We start from the raw sequence: 19,433 nt of genomic DNA on the forward strand, positions 1-19,433 counted from the left end.
GTTTCACAAAATAGCCCCAATCTTTGGGGCTATTTTTGTATGTTCTGATGCGATTTTTCGCGTTTTGGGAAGAAAATCACCGATTTCCGATGGCCAAAATAAGGCAACGGCCCCTCTCGACATGAAAGGAACCGTTCCCAAAACACTCTTCTCGAATATTCGATCAGGCTGGATCGGGCCGCTTGAAATCACCTGTCTGGTGATCCATCACCCAAAGCTCGCCGGTCGAAATATCGAACCATGCGCCATGCAGTGTCAGCTTGCCCTTCTTCTCCAGAATATCGACGCAGGGAAATGTGCGCAGATTGTTGATGGAGTAGCGGATGGAGATGCGCTCCAGCGCCGTCTGGCGTTCGCTCTGCGTCATGAGTTGGTTGCCGCTGACAGCTTCGGCGGCGGGCGCGATCAGGCTCATCCATTTTCCGATGAAGTCGCCCGGGGAAAGCGGTGCGCTTTCGGTGTCGAGCGCCGCCTTGATGCCGCCGCAGCGGCCATGGCCCATCACGACGATATTCTTCACCTTGAGGCTCTGAACCGCGAATTCCAGTGCGGCGGAAGCGGCATGATATTCGCCATCGGGCTCATAGGGCGGAATGAGGTTGGCAACATTGCGCAGGACGAAGATTTCGCCGGGCGCCGTGTTGAAGATGGTTTCGGGAGCCGCACGGGAATCACAGCACGCGATAACCAGCGTTTCGGGTGATTGTCCCTTGTCGGCCAAATGGCGGTATCGTGCGGTTTCATGGGCAAAATGCTCGCGCATGAAGGTTCGATAACCGGCGAGAAGTGAGTCTGGAAGATCAACCATATTTTTCCAATATCCCTATCGAAAAGCGAGATCAATCGAAATGCACGATACGGGCTGCGTCGAATTGGACGCAGGTTTCCGCTGGCATTCACGCATGTTTCTCAAGCCCATATCGCCATGCGCAGACCGAAATCGTCGCGTTCCACATGGCCGGGATACGGACGCGCCTCGCCACGTGCATGGCGACGGGCCACGAGATACATGGCGCAGGCATCGAGAAAGTCATCCTCCTTCGCGCCGCGCGGAACCGGACTTTGCAAAAAATCTTCCGGCAGTCCGCAGCCGCGCAGCAATGCCCGGCGCTCGCCCAGACCTTCCGGGTTTACGCGGCCCTTGATCTTCTTGGGCAGCGCCATGGCCTTCATGCCGTTCAGCGCGGCAAAAGCCAGTTCGGGATGCGATTCGATGACGCGCATCGCAAGTCCGGCATCGCCGCGCAACAAGGCATCAAGCTCGCAAATCTTCGGGAAAAGCCCGAATGCCTGCCTCGAAACCTTGCGCGGCGGATCGGTCCGTTCGAGCGACCGGGAACAGCTTTCGCGGTAATCCGGGGCATAAACGGCAGCGCGCGGCGGAATGGAGAAAAGGCTCGATTGCCTTTCACCGAGATGCGCCCGCGCGGCCCGCTCCGCCGAACGCGCGCCCTTTTCGGGCAGACCGATCGGCATATCGACAGCAATGATCGCCTTGTCGGGCAGCGACGCCGCCAGGACGGCAAAGCTACCGAACACTTCGGCCCGCAAGCCCCCGCCCTCGCCGATCACCGCGATCCAGCCGCCGGGACAGCCATCGACGCCAGCGAACATGGCGGCGGTCTGCATCAGGCGCGAAATCCCTTGGTCGGATGCATCAGCCGCCGCGTCTGCACCATGGCCATCGGCGTTGCAAGGCTCGATGCATCGGCCTCCAGCATCAGCTCGTCCGCGCCCCGCTTGGCCGAACGCGCCATGATCTCGAACACCGCCGCCGTTGTGCTTTGCAGCATCTTTTCCTCGGTCATGCCCGAAAGACGCCGCGCCAGAAACACCGCCGAGGTCAGATCGCCAAGCCCGTTGGTCGGGCCATCGACACGGCGATGCTCGGCCATCAGCGCCATGGTCGGGGTCAGCAGAATATTGCCGATACTGCCGGTCATCAGCGGAAAGGCCGATGTGACCAGCATGGTCGCCGGACCGGCTTCGAGCGCTGCTTCCATCAAGGCGGTATTGTCTTCGAGCGGCACGCCCGTCAGCCAGGAAAGCTCGAACCGGTTGGGCGTCGCAATATCGGCGAGCGGCAGAAGCCTGTCGCGAATGCCGGTCGCCGTCGCTTCGGGCACGTAAAGCCCCTTCTCGTCGCCGATGACCGGATCGCAGAGATAGACGGCTTGCGGATTTTTCGCCTTCACGGTCTTGACCAGTCCGGCAACGGCCTCCGCCTGTTCGGGATGGCCGAGATAGCCGGTCAGGATAGCGCCCACTTCGCCAAGCCATGGCGCGCGCTCGAGATCCTGCATCAGGCGCGAAAACTCTTCCGCCGGCGGCACGATGCGCCCCGCCGGAGCGCCCGGAACTCCGTGTCCCGGATGCCATGGCAGCACCACGGTCGGCACGGCCCAGACTGGAAAACCCAGTGTTTCCAATGCGAAAACGGCAGCCCGATTGCCGACCGATCCGCGCACGACGTGGCTTGAGATGACAATAACGGTTGTTGCATCCGAAGGCGCTGAAAGCGTCATTGGGCACCTAGCTTTGCATGAGATAGAAAATGAGCCAGACGATGATCGCCAGCGTGATGAGGAAGCCGAGCCCGCGCCCGACGCGCGTGGCCCAAAGCTCGATGGGATCATTTTCGGGGGCGTCGGCGGCGGCCAGATGTTGCGTAGTGCGGAAAAAACCGCGCCGCACAATGCCTTCGGCCCCGGTCTGCTCGCGCTCCAGCCGGTCAAGAATGCGTTGGGCCTCTTCCTGGCGCTCGCGCCCCGGTCCGCCGCCTTCCCCTATGCCCGCCTGCTGGCGCTCGCCCATGCCCTGCCTGCCTTTGCAATGACTCAGTGTGGTGGATTTGAAGTTCGTTCGCAACCCACTCCGAAGTGATACGAATTTCGGAATCGCCACACTCGTTTCCAACAGAGGAAACAGCCACAGCATCACGCTCAACAGGCCGTTCTGCAAGTAGTTTATTGCAGTCTCATGCAAGCTTCACGATCAGCTTGCCGAAATTGCCGCCTTCCAGCAGGGAAATGAAGGCTTTCGGCGCATTTTCCAGCCCATCGACAATATCTTCGCGATAGCGCACTTGCCCATCGGCAATCCACTTCACCATGTCGTGGTGGAAGGCTGGCCTCTGATCGGCGAAATCACGCTGGATAAAACCGCGAATGGTGAGGCTTTTCGACAGAACATCCCGCATCACCAGCGGCAGGCGGTCTGGCCCCTCGAACGGCCCGCTCTGATTATACTGCGCGATCAGGCCGCAGACCGGCACGCGCGCAAACTGGTTCAGAAGCGGAAACACCGCATCGAAAACCTTGCCGCCGACATTCTCGAAATAGACGTCGATGCCCTTCGGGCAGGCAGCCGCCAGTTCCTGCGCGAAATTCTGGCTGCGGTGATCAATGGCCGCATCGAAGCCGAACTCGTCGATCAACGCCTTGCACTTATCCGCCCCGCCCGCAATGCCGACGGCGCGCGCGCCCTTCATCCGGGCAATCTGCCCGACAGCAGAACCGACCGGGCCGGTTGCCGCCGCCACCACGACGGTCTCGCCCGGTTTCGGCTGGCCGATGGTGAGGAGGCCCGAATAGGCGGTAAAGCCCGGCATGCCGAGCACGCCAAGCGCCGTGGTCACAGGAGCCTCCTTCGGATCGAGCTTGCGCAGGGTCGAGGCATCGGCGACCGCATAATCCTGCCAGCCGGAATGCGAAAGCACGAAATCGCCCGGTGCAAAGCCCGCGCTCCCGCTTTCAACCACTTCGCCAACCGTGCCGCCCTCCATCACATCGCCGATGGCGACCGGCGCGGCATAGGATTTCGCCGCGCTCATGCGCCCGCGCATATAGGGATCGAGCGACAGATAGCGCAGCCGCAGCAGAACCTCGCCATCACCGGGGCTGGGGATCGCCGCTTTCTCCAGCCGGAAGTTTTCGGCGGTCGGGCGACCTTCGGGGCGCGATGCCAGCACGATGCGGCGATTGATCTTTTCGCTCATGAACGGAACTCCTGATGATCGGGCTACTTTGTCTATTTAGGGCGGGGATCGAAAAAGTTGAGCTTTTGCAATCGGGATCAAGCTATAGATCGATTGCCGGCATCTGGCTTGGAAAGCTGTTCCAAATCATATTCCGAAAAGTGCGAAAAGCTTTGCGAAATGCGCGTTCCGGGAGCCGAGCCCGGCCTTCTCCCGGCCAAATTTGGGGTGACAGATGAAACAGGACAAGCTTTTTCTCTTGAAGCCGGGATTTGAAGATCCGGCTTATCCCGGCCAGACATTCTATTGCTGGCACTGCGCGCTCATCGAAGGCGTGCTGGCTTCGTTTCCGGCGCTGGGCAGCAGTCTGGATATTGAGCGCATCGACTGGCAGCGCCCGCGCAAGGGCGTGATAGCGCTGGCAGGCGAGGACAACCAAAGCCTGCCTCTGTTGATAGTGAAGGATGGCGACCGTTCCGAGTTTGAGACCGGCATGTATGAAGGCCGTTCGCTGATTGCCGACCCGCACAAGATTTTGGCCGCCCTGACGGAACGGCACGGCTTTCCGCCCCTGCATTCCTGAAAGCCCGCCCCACAGCCATCCTTCGACCCCTTGATAGGCTCAAGATGAAGCTGGGCATTGGCGATGATGACCAATTCTGCCCGTCATGGACGCCAGGATACAAACAAAAACCCCGCCACAGGGCGGGGTTCGCTTGGGGGACAGTAAGGTTGCCAATCACCTCATCCTGAGTTCATCGAATGACGAGGTGTTAAGCGGAATGCTTACTTCATCGTCGGGATGACGAACTCTGCCCCATCCTTAACCCCGGACGGCCAGCGCGAGGTGACGGTCTTGGTCTTGGTGTAGAAGCGGAACGCATCCGGGCCATGCTGGTTGAGATCGCCGAAGCCGGAAGCCTTCCAGCCGCCGAAGGTGTAGTAAGCGATCGGAACCGGGATCGGCACATTGATGCCGACCATGCCGACCTGCACGCGGCTGGCGAAATCGCGGGCCGCATCGCCGTCACGGGTGAAGATCGCAACGCCGTTGCCATATTCATGATCGTTCGGCAGGGCCAGCGCTTCCTCGTAATTCTTGGCGCGCACGACCGAGAGAACCGGGCCAAAAATTTCTTCCTTGTAGATGCGCATGTCCTTGGTCACATGGTCGAACAGGCAGCCGCCCATGTAGAAGCCGTCTTCATAGCCCTGCATCTTGAAATTACGGCCATCGACGACGAGCTTCGCGCCTTCTTCCACACCGAGATCGACATAGCCGCGCACACGGTCGAGCGCTGCCTTGGTGACGAGCGGGCCGTAATCGGCGGAATTGTCGGTGGAGGTGCCGATCTTCAGCGCTTCGACGCGCGGGATCAGCTTTTCCATCAGGCGGTTGGCGGTGTCTTCACCGACCGGCACCGCAACGGAGATCGCCATGCAGCGCTCGCCAGCCGAACCGTAGCCAGCGCCGATCAGCGCGTCGACGGTCTGGTCCATGTCGGCGTCCGGCATGATGAGAAGATGGTTCTTCGCGCCGCCGAAGCACTGCACGCGCTTGCCGTTCGAGCAGCCGCGGCCATAGATATATTGTGCAATCGGCGTGGAGCCGACAAAGCCGATGGCCTGCACGTCCGGATCATCGAGCAGCGCATCGACCGATTCCTTGTCGCCATTGACGACGTTGAAAATGCCTGCCGGAAGACCGGCTTCCATGAACAGTTCGGCAAGGCGCATCGGCACGCCCGGATCGCGCTCGGACGGCTTCAGGATGAAGGCATTGCCGCAGGCAATCGCCGGACCAGCCTTCCACAGCGGGATCATGGCCGGGAAGTTGAACGGCGTGATGCCTGCCACGACGCCAAGCGGCTGGCGCATGGAATAGGTGTCGATGCCCGTACCGGCATTGTCGGTGAACTCGCCTTTCAGCATATGCGCCGCACCGAGGCAGACTTCCACCACTTCGAGGCCGCGCTGGATGTCGCCCTTGGCGTCGGCGATGGTCTTGCCGTGTTCGCGGGCCAGGAGCTCGGCGAGGCTGTCATATTCGGCTTCGACCAGTTCGATGAACTTGCGCAGGATCCGAACCCGGCGCTGCGGGTTGGTCGCCGCCCAGGCCGGCTGTGCAGCCTTGGCGTTTTCGACAGCGGCGCGCACTTCTTCCTTGGTGGCGAGCGCCACCTTGGCCTGCACCGAGCCGTCGAGCGGCTGGAAGACGTCCGCCGTGCGGCCGCTCTTGCCCGCCACATGCTTGCCGCCGATGAAATGTCCGATATTGCGCATCGAAGAACCTCCCTGATGATCGCTTTGGAGGGCGCAGAGGCCCCCATCGTTGCCGCCATCTTGACTCTGCAAATTCCTGATTGCAAGGCGCTGAAAAGCGTATCCGTTGTGCATTTTTATGCTAGTGTGCCGCCATGAACTGGGACGATATTCGCATATTCCTGGCTGTTGCCCGCTCCGGCCAGATTCTGGGCGCGGCCAAAAGGCTCGGCCTCAACCACACCACTGTCGCGCGGCGGCTGACGGCGCTTGAAACGGCACTTTCCACCACGCTTCTGACACGGCGCACCAACGGCTCGACGCTGACGCAGGCGGGCGAGGAGTTTCTGCTGGCGGCTGAGCGCATGGAAGCCGAAATGCTCGCCGCCCGCTCGCAGGTCGGCAATGCCGATATTGCCGTGTCGGGCACGGTGCGCATCGGCGCGCCGGACGGGTTCGGCGTCAATTTCCTCGCGCCCCGGCTGGCGCGGCTGACCCAAAAATATCCGGACCTCACCATCCAGCTTGTGCCTGTGCCGCGTTCCTTTTCACTGTCACGCCGCGAGGCGGATATCGCGATTACGGTCGAACGTCCGGAACAAGGCAGGCTGATCGCGCGCAGGCTCGTCGATTATACGCTGGGCCTCTATGCGCATCGGCGCTATCTGGCAGAAAACGGCACGCCGGAAAGCCCGGAAGACCTCAATCATCACCGGCTGATCGGCTATGTGGAGGATCTGGTCATCAATCCGTCGCTCGCCTATGCGCCGGAAATTTCCCGCGACTGGAAGCCGGCCTTTGAGGTGTCGAGCGCTCTCGGACAGGTCGAGGCCGTGCGCGCCGGTGCGGGTATCGGCATTCTTCACGCCTTCATCGCCCGCGCCGATCCTGATCTTGTGCCTGTCCTGCCGGACCGGATCATTCGCCGCGCCTACTGGCTCGCCTATCACGAATCCGCCCGCACCTTGCGGCGCGTGACGGCGGTTTCGGCCCTGATTTCCGAACTGGTGGAAAGCGAAAAGTCTCTTTTCAGTTGAGCTTCGCATAGGCGACCATGACGCCCACAATCATCGCAGCCGGAACGAACAGCGCGTCGAGGCCGATGAGAGAGTGCCCAAGTCCGCCGCCGACAGCGCCAAGCATCAGGGAAAGCCACACGGCCACATGCTGGAGCCAGCGCCATTTCGGCGTTTCGCCGCGCAGCGAACAGGCAAGGTCGGCGGCAGCGTTGAAGAGCGTGCCGGTCACATAGGTCACGCCCAGACGCGCCGCGCCTATCGGCTGCACCGCCGCGTTCTGCGCGCCCATGGCGGCGGCAAGCAGCAGCACCGGCTGGATGAACAGCGCGCCCTCCCGCCGCAGCACGCCGACCAGCAGCAATATCGCCACGACACTCGCCATCACATAAAGGCTGCCCCGGCGTCCATGGGCGCGCACCGTCAGCGTGCCGAAAAATGCTCCGGCGAAAAACAGCACGATCAGGATGGCCGGAAACCACACCAGCACCGCGCCCTGCGGTCCCGGTTGTCCGGCCAGCGCGGTGCCGAGCTGGGTCGTGTTGCCGCTCATGAAGGAAGCGAAGAAGCCGCCAAGCTGCAGGAAGGCAATCGCATCGACGAAACCGGCCGATGCGGTGAGAATCAGCCCGAGCGACAGTTTGGAATTCGGTGTCATGGGATTGAACTTCGCAATGAAGAAACCCGGCTTTCGGGAAGCCGGGTCTGTTCAGAAAAATATTTGCAGGTCAGGCGCGTTTGATGATGCGCAGGATGACAAGCAGGATGGCCGCGCCGATAAATGCGTTGACGATTGCGGCGATAATCCCTCCGCCGATGGAAAACCCAAGGCGCGGCAGCAGCCAGCCCGCAAAGAAAGCGCCGATCACGCCGACGATAATATTACCGATCAGGCCGAAACCGCCGCCCTGCACGACCTTGCCTGCCAGCCAGCCGGCGATAAGACCCACAAAAAGAAATACGAGAAGACTTCCAACATCCATGCGTTTTTCTCCCTCTCAAAACGCGCCGTCCGGCGCGCCTGATGCGAGTTGACTATATGTTGGCGGGCGGCACAAGGGGCGAGCGCGCCCTCTCCTCTCAAATCAGGCCGCGAGATGCCGGAAAGCGGCAACCACGTCCTCGTAAACCTTGCGCTTGAAGGGAACGATCAGCCCCGGCAGTTCGGCCATCGGCTTCCATTCCCAGCGGTCGAACTCGGCGGTATGGCCGCCGGGTGGCGGGTTGATGGCGATTTCGCTCTCGTCGCCCTCGAAGCGATAGGCAAACCATTTTTGCGTCTGGCCGCGATACTTGCCCTTGAGCGCAATGCCGACCAGATGCGGCGGCAGGTCGTAATTGATCCAGTCCGACGCTTCCTCCAGCAGCGAGACCGACTTCATGCCGGTTTCCTCATAAAGTTCGCGCACCGCCGCCTCGACCGGGTCCTCGCCCTTGTCGATGCCGCCTTGCGGCATCTGCCAGAGCTGCGTCGCGCCGTCCATCTCGTCGCCCGGAATGACGATGCGCCGCCCTGCCCAGACCAGACCGGCCTTGTTCAGCACCATCAGCCCGACACAGGGACGGTAAGGCAGGCTTTCCGGGTCGACAGGGCCTTTATGCTTCGACATGACATTCTCCATGATATGCAGACTCAGAGCATTTCCAGCTTAAATTGAACCATTGGAAATGCTCTATCTTTTTGTTTTGCGCATTATCCCACGCAAAACCGCTTCGCACTTTTGCTGGAAATGCTTTACTGCCGTTCAGGATCGCGAACCAGCGCCGAAACCGGCACGATTTCAATGCCGCGCTTCTTGACCTCATTGGCCCATGCGGCAACAGCATCGACCGTCACGGCAAAGGCCGAGCCGGTGCCGATGGCGCTGCCCTTGGCCCGTGCGATCCGCTCCAGCTCGTCCAGACGATCAAGGATCGCGCCGCGGTCCTGCGCCGCATCGATCAGCACATCCGCCGCCGCGAAAGGCACCGCGTCGCTTTCGGCAATCCGGTCGGCCTGGCTGCGCGCAGAAGTGCCGTCATCCAGATAATAAAGGCCGCGCCTGCCGATCTCGCCCAGCACCGGCGAAAAGGCTTCCGTCTCGGCTGTGAAACGTGCGCCCATATAGTTCATCACCCCCGCATAATTGGTCATGCGCGACAGCGCCCACAGCAGGGAAGCCTGATTCTTCTTCGCCCCGTCATCCACCGTCAGCGTATTGCGGCCGGGATTGACGCGCGGATAATCGAAAGGCTCCATCGGCAATTGCAGCACAAGTTCATGACCGTTTTGCCGGGCCGCCTGCATCCAGCGCTGCAAACTGTTGCCCTGCGGCGCAAAACCGAGCGTGATTTCCTGCGGCAGCTTGTCGATTGCCTCCATGCTGCCGGTCTGGGAAAGCCCGAGACCGCCAATGACAAGCGCAATCCGCGCCCCGCGTGCGCCGGACCAGCCGACCGCATAGGCGTCCATCGGGCGCAGGCCGTCCGCGCCGCGCACCGGAAGCGGCCCGGTCGGGCTCTGCTCGACCAGCGCCGGTTCGGGCAAATGCGCGACGCGCTGGTCCTGCCCGGACCGATGCGTGTTGTGCACCACGACCACATTGCCTTCCGCGCCCGCAGTGACATTTGGCATACCGGGCGGCATGTCCGGCGTGACCTTGATGATGGCCGGTCCCGGCTGGCCGCTGCCGCCGCGCAATGCGCTGCCGGGCGGCGGCGTGTTGCCGGTCACGGGTTTGACCTCGGGCTTGGCGGCAGGCACTTCAGCTTGCGCCGGTTCCAGCGCGGCGGTTTCAACCTTGCGGAACCCCGCCTGATTGGCCTGCCAGATGGCGAAGACCGCGCCCCCGGCAAGGCAAAGCCCGGCGACGATGGCCAGACCTTTCACGGACGAACGAAAAGCGCGGGAGCGTAAGCCCCCGCGCTTTCGCGGTTTCTTGTCCAGTCCTAACGGGCTGTTCAGATCCAGCATGGAGCGATCAGTTCAATACGCCCTTCTTCGGGTCCGGCGGGAAGGCTGCATTGGCTACCTCGCCGCGCAGAAGCTTGATGGCTTCGTTGAGCTGGATGTCATCCTTCGGATCAGGCGGAACATAGGCCGACGAACCGGAGCCGTTGTCATCCTCGGCATTGCCCTTGATGTGGCCCTTGAGTTCGGATTCGCCGCGCACGACGTCCTCACCCTTCAGTTCCGGCGGCAATGGCTGGTCGACCTTGATGTCGGGCGTGATGCCCTTGCCCTGGATCGACTTGCCCGATGGCGTGTAATAGAGCGCGGTCGTCAGGCGCAGCGAACCGTTTTCGCCGAGCGGAATGATCGTCTGCACCGAGCCCTTGCCGAAGGACTGCGTGCCGAGCACGGTGGCGCGGCGATGATCCTGAAGCGCACCGGCAACGATTTCCGAAGCACTGGCCGAACCGCCATTGATGAGAACAATGACCGGCTTGCCGTCGGTCAGGTCGCCCTTGCGCGCATCGAAGCGCGTCACGTCCTGCGGATCGCGGCCACGGGTCGAAACCACCTCGCCCTTGTCGAGGAAGGCGTCGGATACGGCGACCGCCTGATCGAGCAGCCCGCCCGGATTGAGGCGAAGGTCCAGCACATAGCCCTTGAGCTTGTCGCCCGGAATCTTGTCCTGAATATCCTTGATCGCCTTCTTCAGGTCATCGGACGTCTGTTCGGTAAACGAGATGACGCGCAGATAGCCCACATCGTTCTCGACGCGGTAGCGAACGGCCTTCACCTTGATGATGGCGCGCGCGATCTTCAGCGTGATCGGCTTGTCGGCGCCTTCGCGCTGAATGGTCAGCTCAATCTGCGAGCCCACTTCGCCGCGCATCTTGTCCACGGCGTCGTTCAGCGACAGCCCGCGCACTTCCTGCCCGTCGATCTTGGTGATGAGGTCGCCTGCCAGCACGCCGGCCTTGGAGGCGGGCGTATCGTCAATTGGCGCAATGACCTTCACGAGATCGTTGTCCATGGTCACTTCAATGCCGAGACCGCCGAACTCGCCCTTGGTCTGCGCGCGCATGTCCTGCGCGGCTTCCGGGTTGAGATAGGACGAATGCGGATCGAGCGAGGTCAACATGCCGTTGATCGCGCTTTCGGTCAGCTTCTTGTCGTCGGGCGGCGTCACATATTGCGCGCGCACACGCTCGAAAATATCGCCGAAAAGGGCCAGTTCCTTGTAGACATCGCTATCTTTCCCTGCCGCGAAAGCAGTGGAAGCCGGCGCGCCCTGGACCATCACCATGGCTGACGCCCCCAGAAGGGCCCCGGCGAACAGCAGCGACAGTTTACGCATCATTTTCACGTCCTTCCAGAAAGCCGTTCGGTCCACCACGGAGCGGGATCGACGGGTTTTCCATCCTTTCGAAATTCAATGTAAAGCAATGGCGCGCCATTGCCCACCTCTATCGGTGCAACACTTGCGAGAAGTTTTTCTCCCATTGCGCCGACCGGCTCTCCCGCAAGTACAAACTGGCCTTGCGATACATCGATTCGACCCATGCCAGCCATCACGACATGATATCCATTGCCCGCATCGAGTATCAAGAGCTGCCCGTAGGAACGGAATGTGCCCGCGTAAAGTATCACGCCATCGGAAGGTGACGTAATCGTGGCAGAGGGCAAGGTTTCGACCACCTGCCCCATCATGGAGCCGCCGACGCCGTCCTTCTCGCCGTAGCGGCGCACCGTCCTGCCCGCCGCAGGCAAGGCAAGCTTGCCCTGCAAGGAGGCAAAATCGATCTGCGGGCGCAGATGCGTGTCATCGGGCGCGGCTTCACCGGCCTTTTCCCTTGCTGCGGCAAGGCGATCGGCTTCCGCCTTGCGGGCCGCTTCGGCTGCATCGCGCACGCCCGCCATCTGCTTGTCGAGCCCGTCGATAAGATCTTTCAGGCTGCCCGCCTTGGCCGCCAGTTCTTCGGAACGCTTGCGCTGCGCCTCGATTTCCTGTTCCGATTGCGCCTGCAATTTCTTCTTCTCCTCAAGAAGAAGTGATTGCCGTTTCTGCTCTTCGGCCTGAACCGTGCGGGTCGTCTTCAGCTTTTCCTGCTCTTCCGCGATGGAAGCCGTGACCTGCTGCATGTCTTTCAGGTCGCCGGTGAGCTCCTCCACCTGCTCGCGCATTTCGGGCACCACGGCGCCAAGAAGCACGGCGCTGCGCACCGAGGCGAGCGCATCGTCGGGCCGCACCAGAATGGCGGGCGGCGGGTTTAGCCCCATGCGCTGCAATGCGGCCAGCACTTCGGCCAGAACGCCGCGCCTTGCGCTGAGCGATGCGCGGATGCCGTCTTCCTGCTCGCGCAGCGCGATCAGCTTGTCGGCAATATCGGCAATATCCTGCTGCAGCTTCTTGTCGGTCTTGGCCGACTGGATCAGCGCGGCGGTGATGGTGGCCTGATCCTTCTTCAGCCCGGCCACCTCGTCCTCAAGCTGTTTCAGCTTGTCGCCGGTAACAGTGAGTTCGTTGCTGAGCTTTTCATATTCGCTCGCCGCCTGATCGCGCTGCTGCTGCAATGCATCCTGCGCCAGAACAGGCGCAGAGGCAAACAGCCCGGCCACGACAAGGCCAGCCTGCACAGATGCAAGCAATCGAGATTTTTTAAAAAGGCGTACAGGAACCATGCTGTTCTATCGGGACGAAACAAGGCCAAAATCAGGGCTGACACCGCAACCTAGCCCGATACCGTTAACGAAGCATCAACCATAACGACCGGTTTAGGCCGAAAGCCGTTCCATCAGTTCGATGCGGTTCCCGAAGGGATCGGAAACATAACAGCGCTTATAGCCTTCCAGCGGCTCATCCTCGCTGACCGGATAACCGGCTTCGGACAGGATTTCGACCAGCTCATCAAGGCCGTCTATCAGGAATGCCGGATGCGCCTTGCGCGCAGCCACGAAAGCTGTGTCGACACCCAGATGGATTTTCAAAGCGCCGCGCTCGAACCAGCAGCCGCCGCGAGCGGCGAGATTCGACGGCTTCGGGACTTCCGGTAGGCCGAGCAGCCCGCCATAGAATGCGCGTGCCTGCTCTTCCCCGCCGTGCGGCATGGCAAGTTGTACATGATCCAGTTGTTCGACGCGCATGAGAGCTCTCCTGCCGTTTGCGGCCGGAGCCTACAAAGCAGGGCATGATCGTACAACAGAATTCGGGAAGGCCGTCAGGAAGGTAAGACTGCCTCCAGCCATTCCTCCAGCGCGCGCCGGATGGTCGTTTCCGGCGGCTCGGAACGCCTGAACGCCCACCATATAAGCGCGCCTTGCCAGATATTGGCCATCTGCCAGCCGAGGCGTTCGGCTTTTTCCGCATCGCCTGAAAGCCTGCGCCCCAGCGCATGGGCGAGATCGACGCCCCATGCCGCGCCCCGCGCCCGCAGCACCGGATTGCGAATATCCTCGCGCAGCAGCAGAAGCCCGTCGGTGGCATTATATTCAGCGGCATCGGATGGCATCAGCGCCATCAACAGATCGACAGCCCCCTGCGGGCCGGGGGCCGCATCTTCATCGGCAGCACGCGTCGCCGCATCGAGCCTGTCCCACGCCCGCAGCAGCACCGCCTCAAGCATGGCTTCCCGGTTGCCGTACCGCTGGACCAGTGTGGCGGCGGAAAGCCCGGCAGCCTTCGCCGCCCGCGCGAAGGTCAACCCCTCAGGACCAGCCTCCGAGACCATTGTGATCAACCGGTCGAGCACCGCCTCATCGGATATGGATTTCGTTCTTGCCATGGACAATATATAAACGTATGTTCATTTATAAATCAACAGGAGAGTTCATCATGGCGAAAATTGTCGGCTACATCGCCGCCAGTCTCGACGGTTTCATTGCGGCTGAGAACGGAAATCTCGACTGGCTGTTCAAATATGGAGACGCCGATCTGGGCGAGCATGACTATCGCAACTTCATCAAGTCGATCCGCACTGTCGTCATGGGCCGCACGACCTATGATTTCGTGGCGGAAAGCGATGAGCCTTGGGCCTATCGCGACCAGAGAAGCATTGTCGTCACCTCGCGCCCCATCGAGAATCCGAAGGGACCGCTTGAAATCCGCCACGACATCGATGCGCTGATCGCGGAACTGCGTGCGCTCGATGATGGCGATGTGTGGATGCTTGGCGGCGGCCAGTTGCAGATGGCGTTTCTGGAACGCGGCGCGCTGGATGAAATCGAGATTTACCTCATGCCGGAACTGATCGGCGGCGGCATACCGCTGTTTCCGGCTGTCGGCTTCAAGGCAAGCCCCGTTCTCCTCAGTGCGAAGACGCTTGACCGCGGCTGCATCCGCCTGCATTACGCATTTCGAGAACGATGATAGCCTGCCAGAACTATTAGGAATTTAGACGGGCCTGACGATCAGGCAAGGAACGACAATGTTTATAGATTTCTTTAAAAAGGAACCGGTAGGAATTGGTGGATTCCTGCTGATTCCAATCATAGCAGTAATCTCCTCAACAATATTTATCTCGCTTGATATATTTTATACACTGAATGCTTACAGCGCCGATATTATTTATGAAATATATTATAGCGAAAAACTATTAGTGTTATCTATAGTTTTCGTAATTATATTGCAATCAATACTTATTATTCTAGGAATAACTTCATTATATTTGGCAATAAGAAGGGATTTAAAAACCAAAAACGCCCTTCTCACATTCTTTATACTTAAAGTTTTAATGCTGAATATGGCTACAGTTAACTTAATAGGACTATCGTATCACTTCATACTGGATAGCCAATATATGGATAGACACTCATTTATATCAAATTCGGTTTCATTATTATTTGTTCCATATTTGATATTATCGAGAAGAGTAAAAAATACCTTCACAACGAATCAAAGCCCATCGGGCGGGGAAGATCAGCCCGCTTGAGTAATTGCCACCCCATAGTCATGACCGATGATAGGGATGACCCGACAGAATGGTGGCGGCGCGATAAAGCTGCTCGGCAATGAGAATGCGGGCGATCTGGTGCGGCCAGGTCAATTCGCCCAGCGCCAGAACGAGATCGGCGCGTGATCGCAAGGCCGGATCGTGGCCATCCGGCCCGCCAATGGCAACGATGAGCTGGCGCTTGCCGTCGTCCCGCATCCGCCCGATGCGATCCGCAAAAGCTTCCGATCCGAGCGCCTTGCCGCGCTCGTCAAGCAGGATTAGCGCCGCACCATTGTCAAGCGCTTCATGGATGCGCTGGGCCTCTTCGGCCTTGCGCAGATCCGCCGCCTGGCCGCGGCTTTCGGCAATCTCGCTCACACCGCCAAATTCCAGCCCCAAAGGCGGGCCAGCCTTGGAAAACCGGTCGAAATAACGCTCGACCAGTTCCCGTTCGGGGCCGGCTTTCATCCGGCCCACGGCAAAAACACTCACACGCATGACGCTCTCAATTCATCGAACTAAAGCGTGTCACGCTTTAATCTTCTTCACACATTATTCCGCCCAAAAGCGCTCCGCACTTTTGGTTCGAATGCTCTAATGCACCGTTTCGAGTGCTCGTTCTTCGTCGAAACCCTCGTCGAGCCAGATCTTCTCTATATTGTAGAAGTCGCGGACTTCCGGCCGGAAGATATGGACGATGATATCGCCGGTATCGATGAGAACCCAATCGCCACTCTCGAGACCTTCGACCCGCATATCCTTGCAGCCCGTTTCACGCAGGGCCTGCAAAAGATGGTCGGCAACCGCCGTCACATGGCGATGCGAACGGCCCGACGCGACGATCATGAAATCGCCGATCGTTGATCTTCCGCGAATGTCGATGGGGATGATGGATTCCGCCTTGGAGTTTTCGAGACCGGCCAAGGCCGCGTCGAAGGTCTGGGACACGAGATTGGACTCGTCCATCCCGACCGTGGAAGGCACGTGATGAGCCTTCTTCTCAATTGCTGTTCTCAGTGTATTCCCTTTCTCAACAGAACAACGCAGTGTGGCAGTTGTAAGCACCACACGCCCTAAAATAGGCAGAGTCCCTGTTTTGTTTCAAGAGCACGAGCTTTTCCTGCCCGTTCACTTTTTTAGTTTCTTTGCCCGCTATACGCATATCTTGCAGGAATTGTCAGGAAACCATCAAGATGCGGTACGGGTCTTGCGAATGGCGGTGGAGGACAGCGACGAACGCGGCCCATGGATGAAGGTCCAGGCCGGGGGCGTGCGCCGCGCCAGTATCGGCGCATATTGCTCATCGACGCGGCTGTCGGAAAATGTCTGCGCCATGCGCGACGACAGATAGGCGAGCGTCGAGCCCGGCCGGTCGATGACCGCAATCGGAAAATTCTGCGCAATCTCGCGCCAGCGCTGCCAGCGGTGGAAGGAGGCGAGATTGTCCGCCCCCATCACCCAGACGAAATGAACACCGGGATTGGCATCGCGGATGAGCGCCAGCGTATCCGCCGTGTAGCGCACATTGAAAGCCGCCTCCAGCGCCGTCACCTTGATGCGCGGGTCTTTGGCCACTTGCTCGCTCAGCTTCAGCCGGTCGGCGAGCGGCGCCAGTTCGCGGCTGTCCTTCAGCGGATTGCCGGGCGTCACCATCCACCAGAGCTGGTCGAGCTTCAGCCGCCTTATGGCGATTTCCGCCACAAGCGCATGGCCTTCATGCGGCGGATTGAACGAGCCGCCGAACAGCCCCACCGCCATGCCCTTTTCGACATGGGGCATGCGCAGATAATGCGCATCGACGCCGGGATATTGTTCCTTGAGCGCAGAAAGCCCGAAGCCAAAACGCATCAGCTTCGAATCTGCCCGTTGCCGCGCACGCGATATTTGAACGAGGTCAGCTGCTCGACGCCAACCGGCCCACGCGCATGCATCTTGCCGGTGGCAATGCCGATTTCCGCTCCCATGCCGAACTCGCCGCCATCGGCAAATTGCGTAGAGGCATTGTGCAGGAGAATGGCCGAGTCGATCTCGTTGAAGAACCGCGCAACCGCTTCCGCATCTTCCGCCACGATGGCTTCGGTATGATGCGACGAATAGCGGTTGATATGGTCAATCGCACCCGAAATGCCGTCGACCAGCGCAACGGAAATGATCGCATCGAGATATTCGGTCGACCAGTCTTCTTCCGTGGCAGGCTTTGCCGCCGGATAGAGCGCCCTCACCGCTTCGCTGCCGCGAATTTCGCAGCCCTTGGCAGACAAATCTTCGAGGATCGGCGCGAGATGCGTCGCAGCCGCGGCGCGATCCACCAGCAGCGTTTCCGCAGCACCGCAAATGCCGGTGCGCCGCATCTTGGCGTTGATCGCAATCTTGCGGGCCATGTCGAGATCGGCGGACTTGTCGATATAAAGATGGCAGATGCCTTCCAGATGCGCGAAGACCGGCACCCGCGCTTCCGACTGAACCCGCGCAACAAGGCTTTTGCCGCCGCGCGGCACGATCACGTCAATCGCGCCGCCAAGACCTTTCAGCATTTCGCCAACAGCCGCACGGTCCGTCACCGGCACGATCTGGATCGCATCGGCTGGCAGGTTCGCCGCTTCAAGCCCCCTGACCAGCGCCTTGTGAATGGCAGCCGACGAATGCGCCGAATCCGATCCGCCGCGCAGGATGACGGCATTGCCCGCCTTGAGACACAGCGCTCCGGCATCGGCGGTTACATTGGGGCGGCTTTCGTAAATGACGCCGATCACGCCAAGCGGCGTGCGTACGCGCTCGATATGAAGCCCGTTCGGACGATCCCACTCTGCAATCACTTCGCCAACCGGATCGGGGAGCGCGGCGATGGCGCGGATACCGTCAGCAATGGCCTTGATCCGGCTGTCATCCAGCGTCAGCCGGTCGATGAAGGATGCCGCCATGCCGTTCTTTTCCGCATGGCCAAGATCAAGCCTGTTGGCTTCCAGAATGTCGGCCCGCGCTTCCAGCATCGCATCGGCGGCGGCAATCAGCGCCCTGTTCTTCTGGTCGGTGGTGGCGATGGCAAGGGGTGCTGCGGCGGCGCGCGCCTTGCGCCCCACCTCCGCCATCACGGCAGCAATATCGTTTGCCGTCTCTGCCTTGGTCAGCATGTCCTCTCCCCCTGCACCGCGTCCGCATTGCTGGCCGCGCGCACAACCAGATCGTTGCGATGGATCATCGCCGCGCGCGCATCATAGCCAAGAATTTCGCTGATCTCATCGCTTTTATGGCCTGCGATCTTGCGCGCATCCTCGGCATCGTAGGCGATCAGGCCACGGGCGATCTCGCGCCCGTCCTCGTTCATCACCGCAACCGTATCGCCGCGCTCGAACTGGCCGTCGATTTCCTTCACGCCCGCAGGCAAGAGCGACTTGCCGGATTTCAGCGCCTTGGCCGCACCCGCGTCCACCGTCAACCGGCCAGCCGGTTCCAGATTGCCGGAAATCCACGTCTTCCACGCATTGACCGGCGCGCGCGCCGGCTCGAACAGCGTTGCGCGCTCGCCGCGGTCGATGGCCGAAAGCGGGCCGAAACGCGTGCCCGACGTGATGATCATCGCGGTCCCGGCGGCATTGGCGATCTTGCCCGCGTCGAGCTTGGTCTTCATGCCGCCGCGCGACAGTTCGGACGCCGCTGCGCCTGCCATGGCCTCGATCTGCGGCGTGATGGTTTCGACCAATGGCAGAAACTGCGCATCCGGGTTCTTGTGCGGCGGGGCCGTATAAAGCCCGTCAATATCCGACAGCAGGACCAGAAGGTCCGCGCCCATCATCGTCGCCACGCGTGCGGCCAGACGATCATTGTCGCCATAGCGGATTTCGGTGGTTGCCACCGTGTCGTTCTCGTTGATGACCGGCACGGCCTTCAGCTTCAACAGCGTCTCGATGGTCGCGCGCGCATTGAGATAGCGGCGGCGCTCCTCGGTATCGGAAAGTGTCACGAGAATCTGGCCGGAACGGATGGAATGACCGCCCAGCACATCGGCATAGGCCTTGGCGAGCGCGATCTGGCCGGCAGCGGCAGCGGCCTGGCTTTCCTCAAGCTTCAGCGCCTTCTTCGGCAGGCCCAGCACCGTGCGCCCGAGCGCAATGGCGCCGGACGAGACCACCAGCACCTCTACGCCTGCGTGATGCAGCGCGGCGATATCCTGTCCGAGACTTTCCAGCCAGTCGCGCTTGAGGCCGCTTGCACGATCCACCAGAAGTGCGGACCCGATTTTGACAACGATGCGGCGATAATCTTTCAGTTTCTTCAGCATGCCTTCATTCCCCTCGCCGCATCCAAAATAAAATCCGACG

The 19,433-nt window shown here is 60.5% G+C and carries 23 protein-coding genes; 4 read left to right on the forward strand and 19 right to left on the reverse strand.

Annotated elements, in window-relative coordinates; genetic code table 11:
• Nucleotides 1-163: 163 nt before the first annotated feature.
• The 5 genes from F9K78_RS19930 to F9K78_RS19950 form a co-directional block, all read right to left on the reverse strand.
• Entirely contained in the window at nucleotides 164-808 is a 645-nt protein-coding gene (locus F9K78_RS19930; protein WP_121983848.1) for a carbonic anhydrase, read from the reverse strand.
• A gap of 101 nt (nucleotides 809-909) precedes the next feature.
• Entirely contained in the window at nucleotides 910-1,629 is a 720-nt protein-coding gene (locus F9K78_RS19935; protein WP_121987120.1) for a DUF429 domain-containing protein, read from the reverse strand.
• Nucleotides 1,629-2,525 carry a pyridoxal kinase PdxY gene (gene pdxY / locus F9K78_RS19940; protein WP_121987121.1) on the reverse strand — a complete coding sequence of 299 codons (897 nt, stop codon included), beginning with the start codon at nucleotides 2,523-2,525 and terminating at the stop codon, nucleotides 1,629-1,631. Before pdxY ends, F9K78_RS19935 begins: the two co-directional genes overlap by 1 nt.
• Before the next feature lie 7 nt (nucleotides 2,526-2,532).
• The gene (locus F9K78_RS19945; protein ID WP_121987122.1) at nucleotides 2,533-2,814 is read right to left on the reverse strand and encodes a hypothetical protein; all 282 of its coding nucleotides are present in this window, start codon (nucleotides 2,812-2,814) and stop codon (nucleotides 2,533-2,535) included.
• 163 nt (nucleotides 2,815-2,977) lie between these two features.
• The gene (locus tag F9K78_RS19950; protein WP_121987123.1) at nucleotides 2,978-3,997 is read right to left on the reverse strand and encodes an NADP-dependent oxidoreductase; all 1,020 of its coding nucleotides are present in this window, start codon (nucleotides 3,995-3,997) and stop codon (nucleotides 2,978-2,980) included.
• A gap of 214 nt (nucleotides 3,998-4,211) precedes the next feature.
• Here F9K78_RS19950 and F9K78_RS19955 point away from each other — a divergent pair, with 214 nt between their 5' ends.
• Complete coding sequence (locus F9K78_RS19955; RefSeq protein ID WP_121987124.1) at nucleotides 4,212-4,559, forward strand: DUF3088 domain-containing protein; 348 nt, start codon at nucleotides 4,212-4,214, stop codon at nucleotides 4,557-4,559.
• A gap of 203 nt (nucleotides 4,560-4,762) precedes the next feature.
• On the opposite strand, the gene F9K78_RS19960 is transcribed toward F9K78_RS19955, so the two are convergent.
• A complete protein-coding gene (locus F9K78_RS19960; RefSeq protein ID WP_121987125.1) occupies nucleotides 4,763-6,259 on the reverse strand; it encodes a CoA-acylating methylmalonate-semialdehyde dehydrogenase in 1,497 nt (498 codons plus the stop codon).
• A 134-nt stretch (nucleotides 6,260-6,393) separates the two neighbouring features.
• Between F9K78_RS19960 and F9K78_RS19965 the strand changes: the two genes are divergently transcribed.
• Nucleotides 6,394-7,275, forward strand: coding sequence for a LysR family transcriptional regulator (locus F9K78_RS19965; RefSeq protein ID WP_121983854.1), 882 nt, complete (start codon nucleotides 6,394-6,396; stop codon nucleotides 7,273-7,275).
• Here the strand turns inward: F9K78_RS19965 and F9K78_RS19970 are convergent.
• From F9K78_RS19970 to F9K78_RS20005, 8 genes are all read right to left on the reverse strand, one after another.
• Entirely contained in the window at nucleotides 7,268-7,912 is a 645-nt protein-coding gene (locus F9K78_RS19970; protein WP_121987126.1) for a YoaK family protein, read from the reverse strand. The genes F9K78_RS19965 and F9K78_RS19970 overlap by 8 nt on opposite strands.
• Nucleotides 7,913-7,982: 70 nt before the next feature.
• Complete coding sequence (locus F9K78_RS19975) at nucleotides 7,983-8,237, reverse strand: GlsB/YeaQ/YmgE family stress response membrane protein (protein ID WP_114216965.1); 255 nt, start codon at nucleotides 8,235-8,237, stop codon at nucleotides 7,983-7,985.
• A 102-nt stretch (nucleotides 8,238-8,339) separates the two neighbouring features.
• Entirely contained in the window at nucleotides 8,340-8,864 is a 525-nt protein-coding gene (locus F9K78_RS19980) for an RNA pyrophosphohydrolase (RefSeq protein ID WP_121983856.1), read from the reverse strand.
• Nucleotides 8,865-8,989: 125 nt separating this feature from the next.
• The gene (locus F9K78_RS19985) at nucleotides 8,990-10,207 is read right to left on the reverse strand and encodes a divergent polysaccharide deacetylase family protein (protein ID WP_121987127.1); all 1,218 of its coding nucleotides are present in this window, start codon (nucleotides 10,205-10,207) and stop codon (nucleotides 8,990-8,992) included.
• A gap of 7 nt (nucleotides 10,208-10,214) precedes the next feature.
• Complete coding sequence (locus F9K78_RS19990; RefSeq protein WP_121983858.1) at nucleotides 10,215-11,543, reverse strand: S41 family peptidase; 1,329 nt, start codon at nucleotides 11,541-11,543, stop codon at nucleotides 10,215-10,217.
• Nucleotides 11,544-11,545: 2 nt separating this feature from the next.
• Nucleotides 11,546-12,865 carry a murein hydrolase activator EnvC family protein gene (locus F9K78_RS19995; protein ID WP_121987128.1) on the reverse strand — a complete coding sequence of 440 codons (1,320 nt, stop codon included), beginning with the start codon at nucleotides 12,863-12,865 and terminating at the stop codon, nucleotides 11,546-11,548.
• Between the two features lie 93 nt (nucleotides 12,866-12,958).
• Nucleotides 12,959-13,327, reverse strand: coding sequence for a VOC family protein (locus F9K78_RS20000; RefSeq protein WP_121987129.1), 369 nt, complete (start codon nucleotides 13,325-13,327; stop codon nucleotides 12,959-12,961).
• Between the two features lie 74 nt (nucleotides 13,328-13,401).
• On the reverse strand, nucleotides 13,402-13,965 hold the full coding sequence (locus F9K78_RS20005) for a TetR family transcriptional regulator (RefSeq protein ID WP_151682629.1): 564 nt from the start codon (nucleotides 13,963-13,965) through the stop codon (nucleotides 13,402-13,404).
• Between the two features lie 50 nt (nucleotides 13,966-14,015).
• Between F9K78_RS20005 and F9K78_RS20010 the strand changes: the two genes are divergently transcribed.
• On the forward strand, nucleotides 14,016-14,549 hold the full coding sequence (locus F9K78_RS20010; RefSeq protein WP_121987131.1) for a dihydrofolate reductase family protein: 534 nt from the start codon (nucleotides 14,016-14,018) through the stop codon (nucleotides 14,547-14,549).
• 58 nt (nucleotides 14,550-14,607) lie between these two features.
• Complete coding sequence (locus F9K78_RS20015; protein ID WP_121987132.1) at nucleotides 14,608-15,111, forward strand: DUF2569 family protein; 504 nt, start codon at nucleotides 14,608-14,610, stop codon at nucleotides 15,109-15,111.
• 18 nt (nucleotides 15,112-15,129) lie between these two features.
• On the opposite strand, the gene rlmH is transcribed toward F9K78_RS20015, so the two are convergent.
• From rlmH to proB, 5 genes are all read right to left on the reverse strand, one after another.
• Nucleotides 15,130-15,612: a 23S rRNA (pseudouridine(1915)-N(3))-methyltransferase RlmH gene (gene rlmH, locus F9K78_RS20020; RefSeq protein ID WP_121987133.1), complete on the reverse strand. Its 483-nt coding sequence runs from the start codon at nucleotides 15,610-15,612 to the stop codon at nucleotides 15,130-15,132.
• A 96-nt stretch (nucleotides 15,613-15,708) separates the two neighbouring features.
• The gene (gene rsfS / locus F9K78_RS20025) at nucleotides 15,709-16,080 is read right to left on the reverse strand and encodes a ribosome silencing factor (protein WP_121987134.1); all 372 of its coding nucleotides are present in this window, start codon (nucleotides 16,078-16,080) and stop codon (nucleotides 15,709-15,711) included.
• 222 nt (nucleotides 16,081-16,302) lie between these two features.
• Nucleotides 16,303-16,962, reverse strand: coding sequence for a nicotinate-nucleotide adenylyltransferase (locus F9K78_RS20030; RefSeq protein WP_121983865.1), 660 nt, complete (start codon nucleotides 16,960-16,962; stop codon nucleotides 16,303-16,305).
• Entirely contained in the window at nucleotides 16,962-18,245 is a 1,284-nt protein-coding gene (locus tag F9K78_RS20035; RefSeq protein WP_121987135.1) for a glutamate-5-semialdehyde dehydrogenase, read from the reverse strand. Before F9K78_RS20035 ends, F9K78_RS20030 begins: the two co-directional genes overlap by 1 nt.
• A complete protein-coding gene (gene proB / locus F9K78_RS20040) occupies nucleotides 18,239-19,393 on the reverse strand; it encodes a glutamate 5-kinase (protein ID WP_121987136.1) in 1,155 nt (384 codons plus the stop codon). The genes F9K78_RS20035 and proB overlap by 7 nt, the downstream gene beginning before the upstream one ends.
• Between the last annotated feature and the right edge of the window lie 40 nt (nucleotides 19,394-19,433).

It is taken from the genome of Brucella pseudintermedia, from assembly GCF_008932435.1.
Classification (GTDB): domain Bacteria; phylum Pseudomonadota; class Alphaproteobacteria; order Rhizobiales; family Rhizobiaceae; genus Brucella; species Brucella pseudintermedia.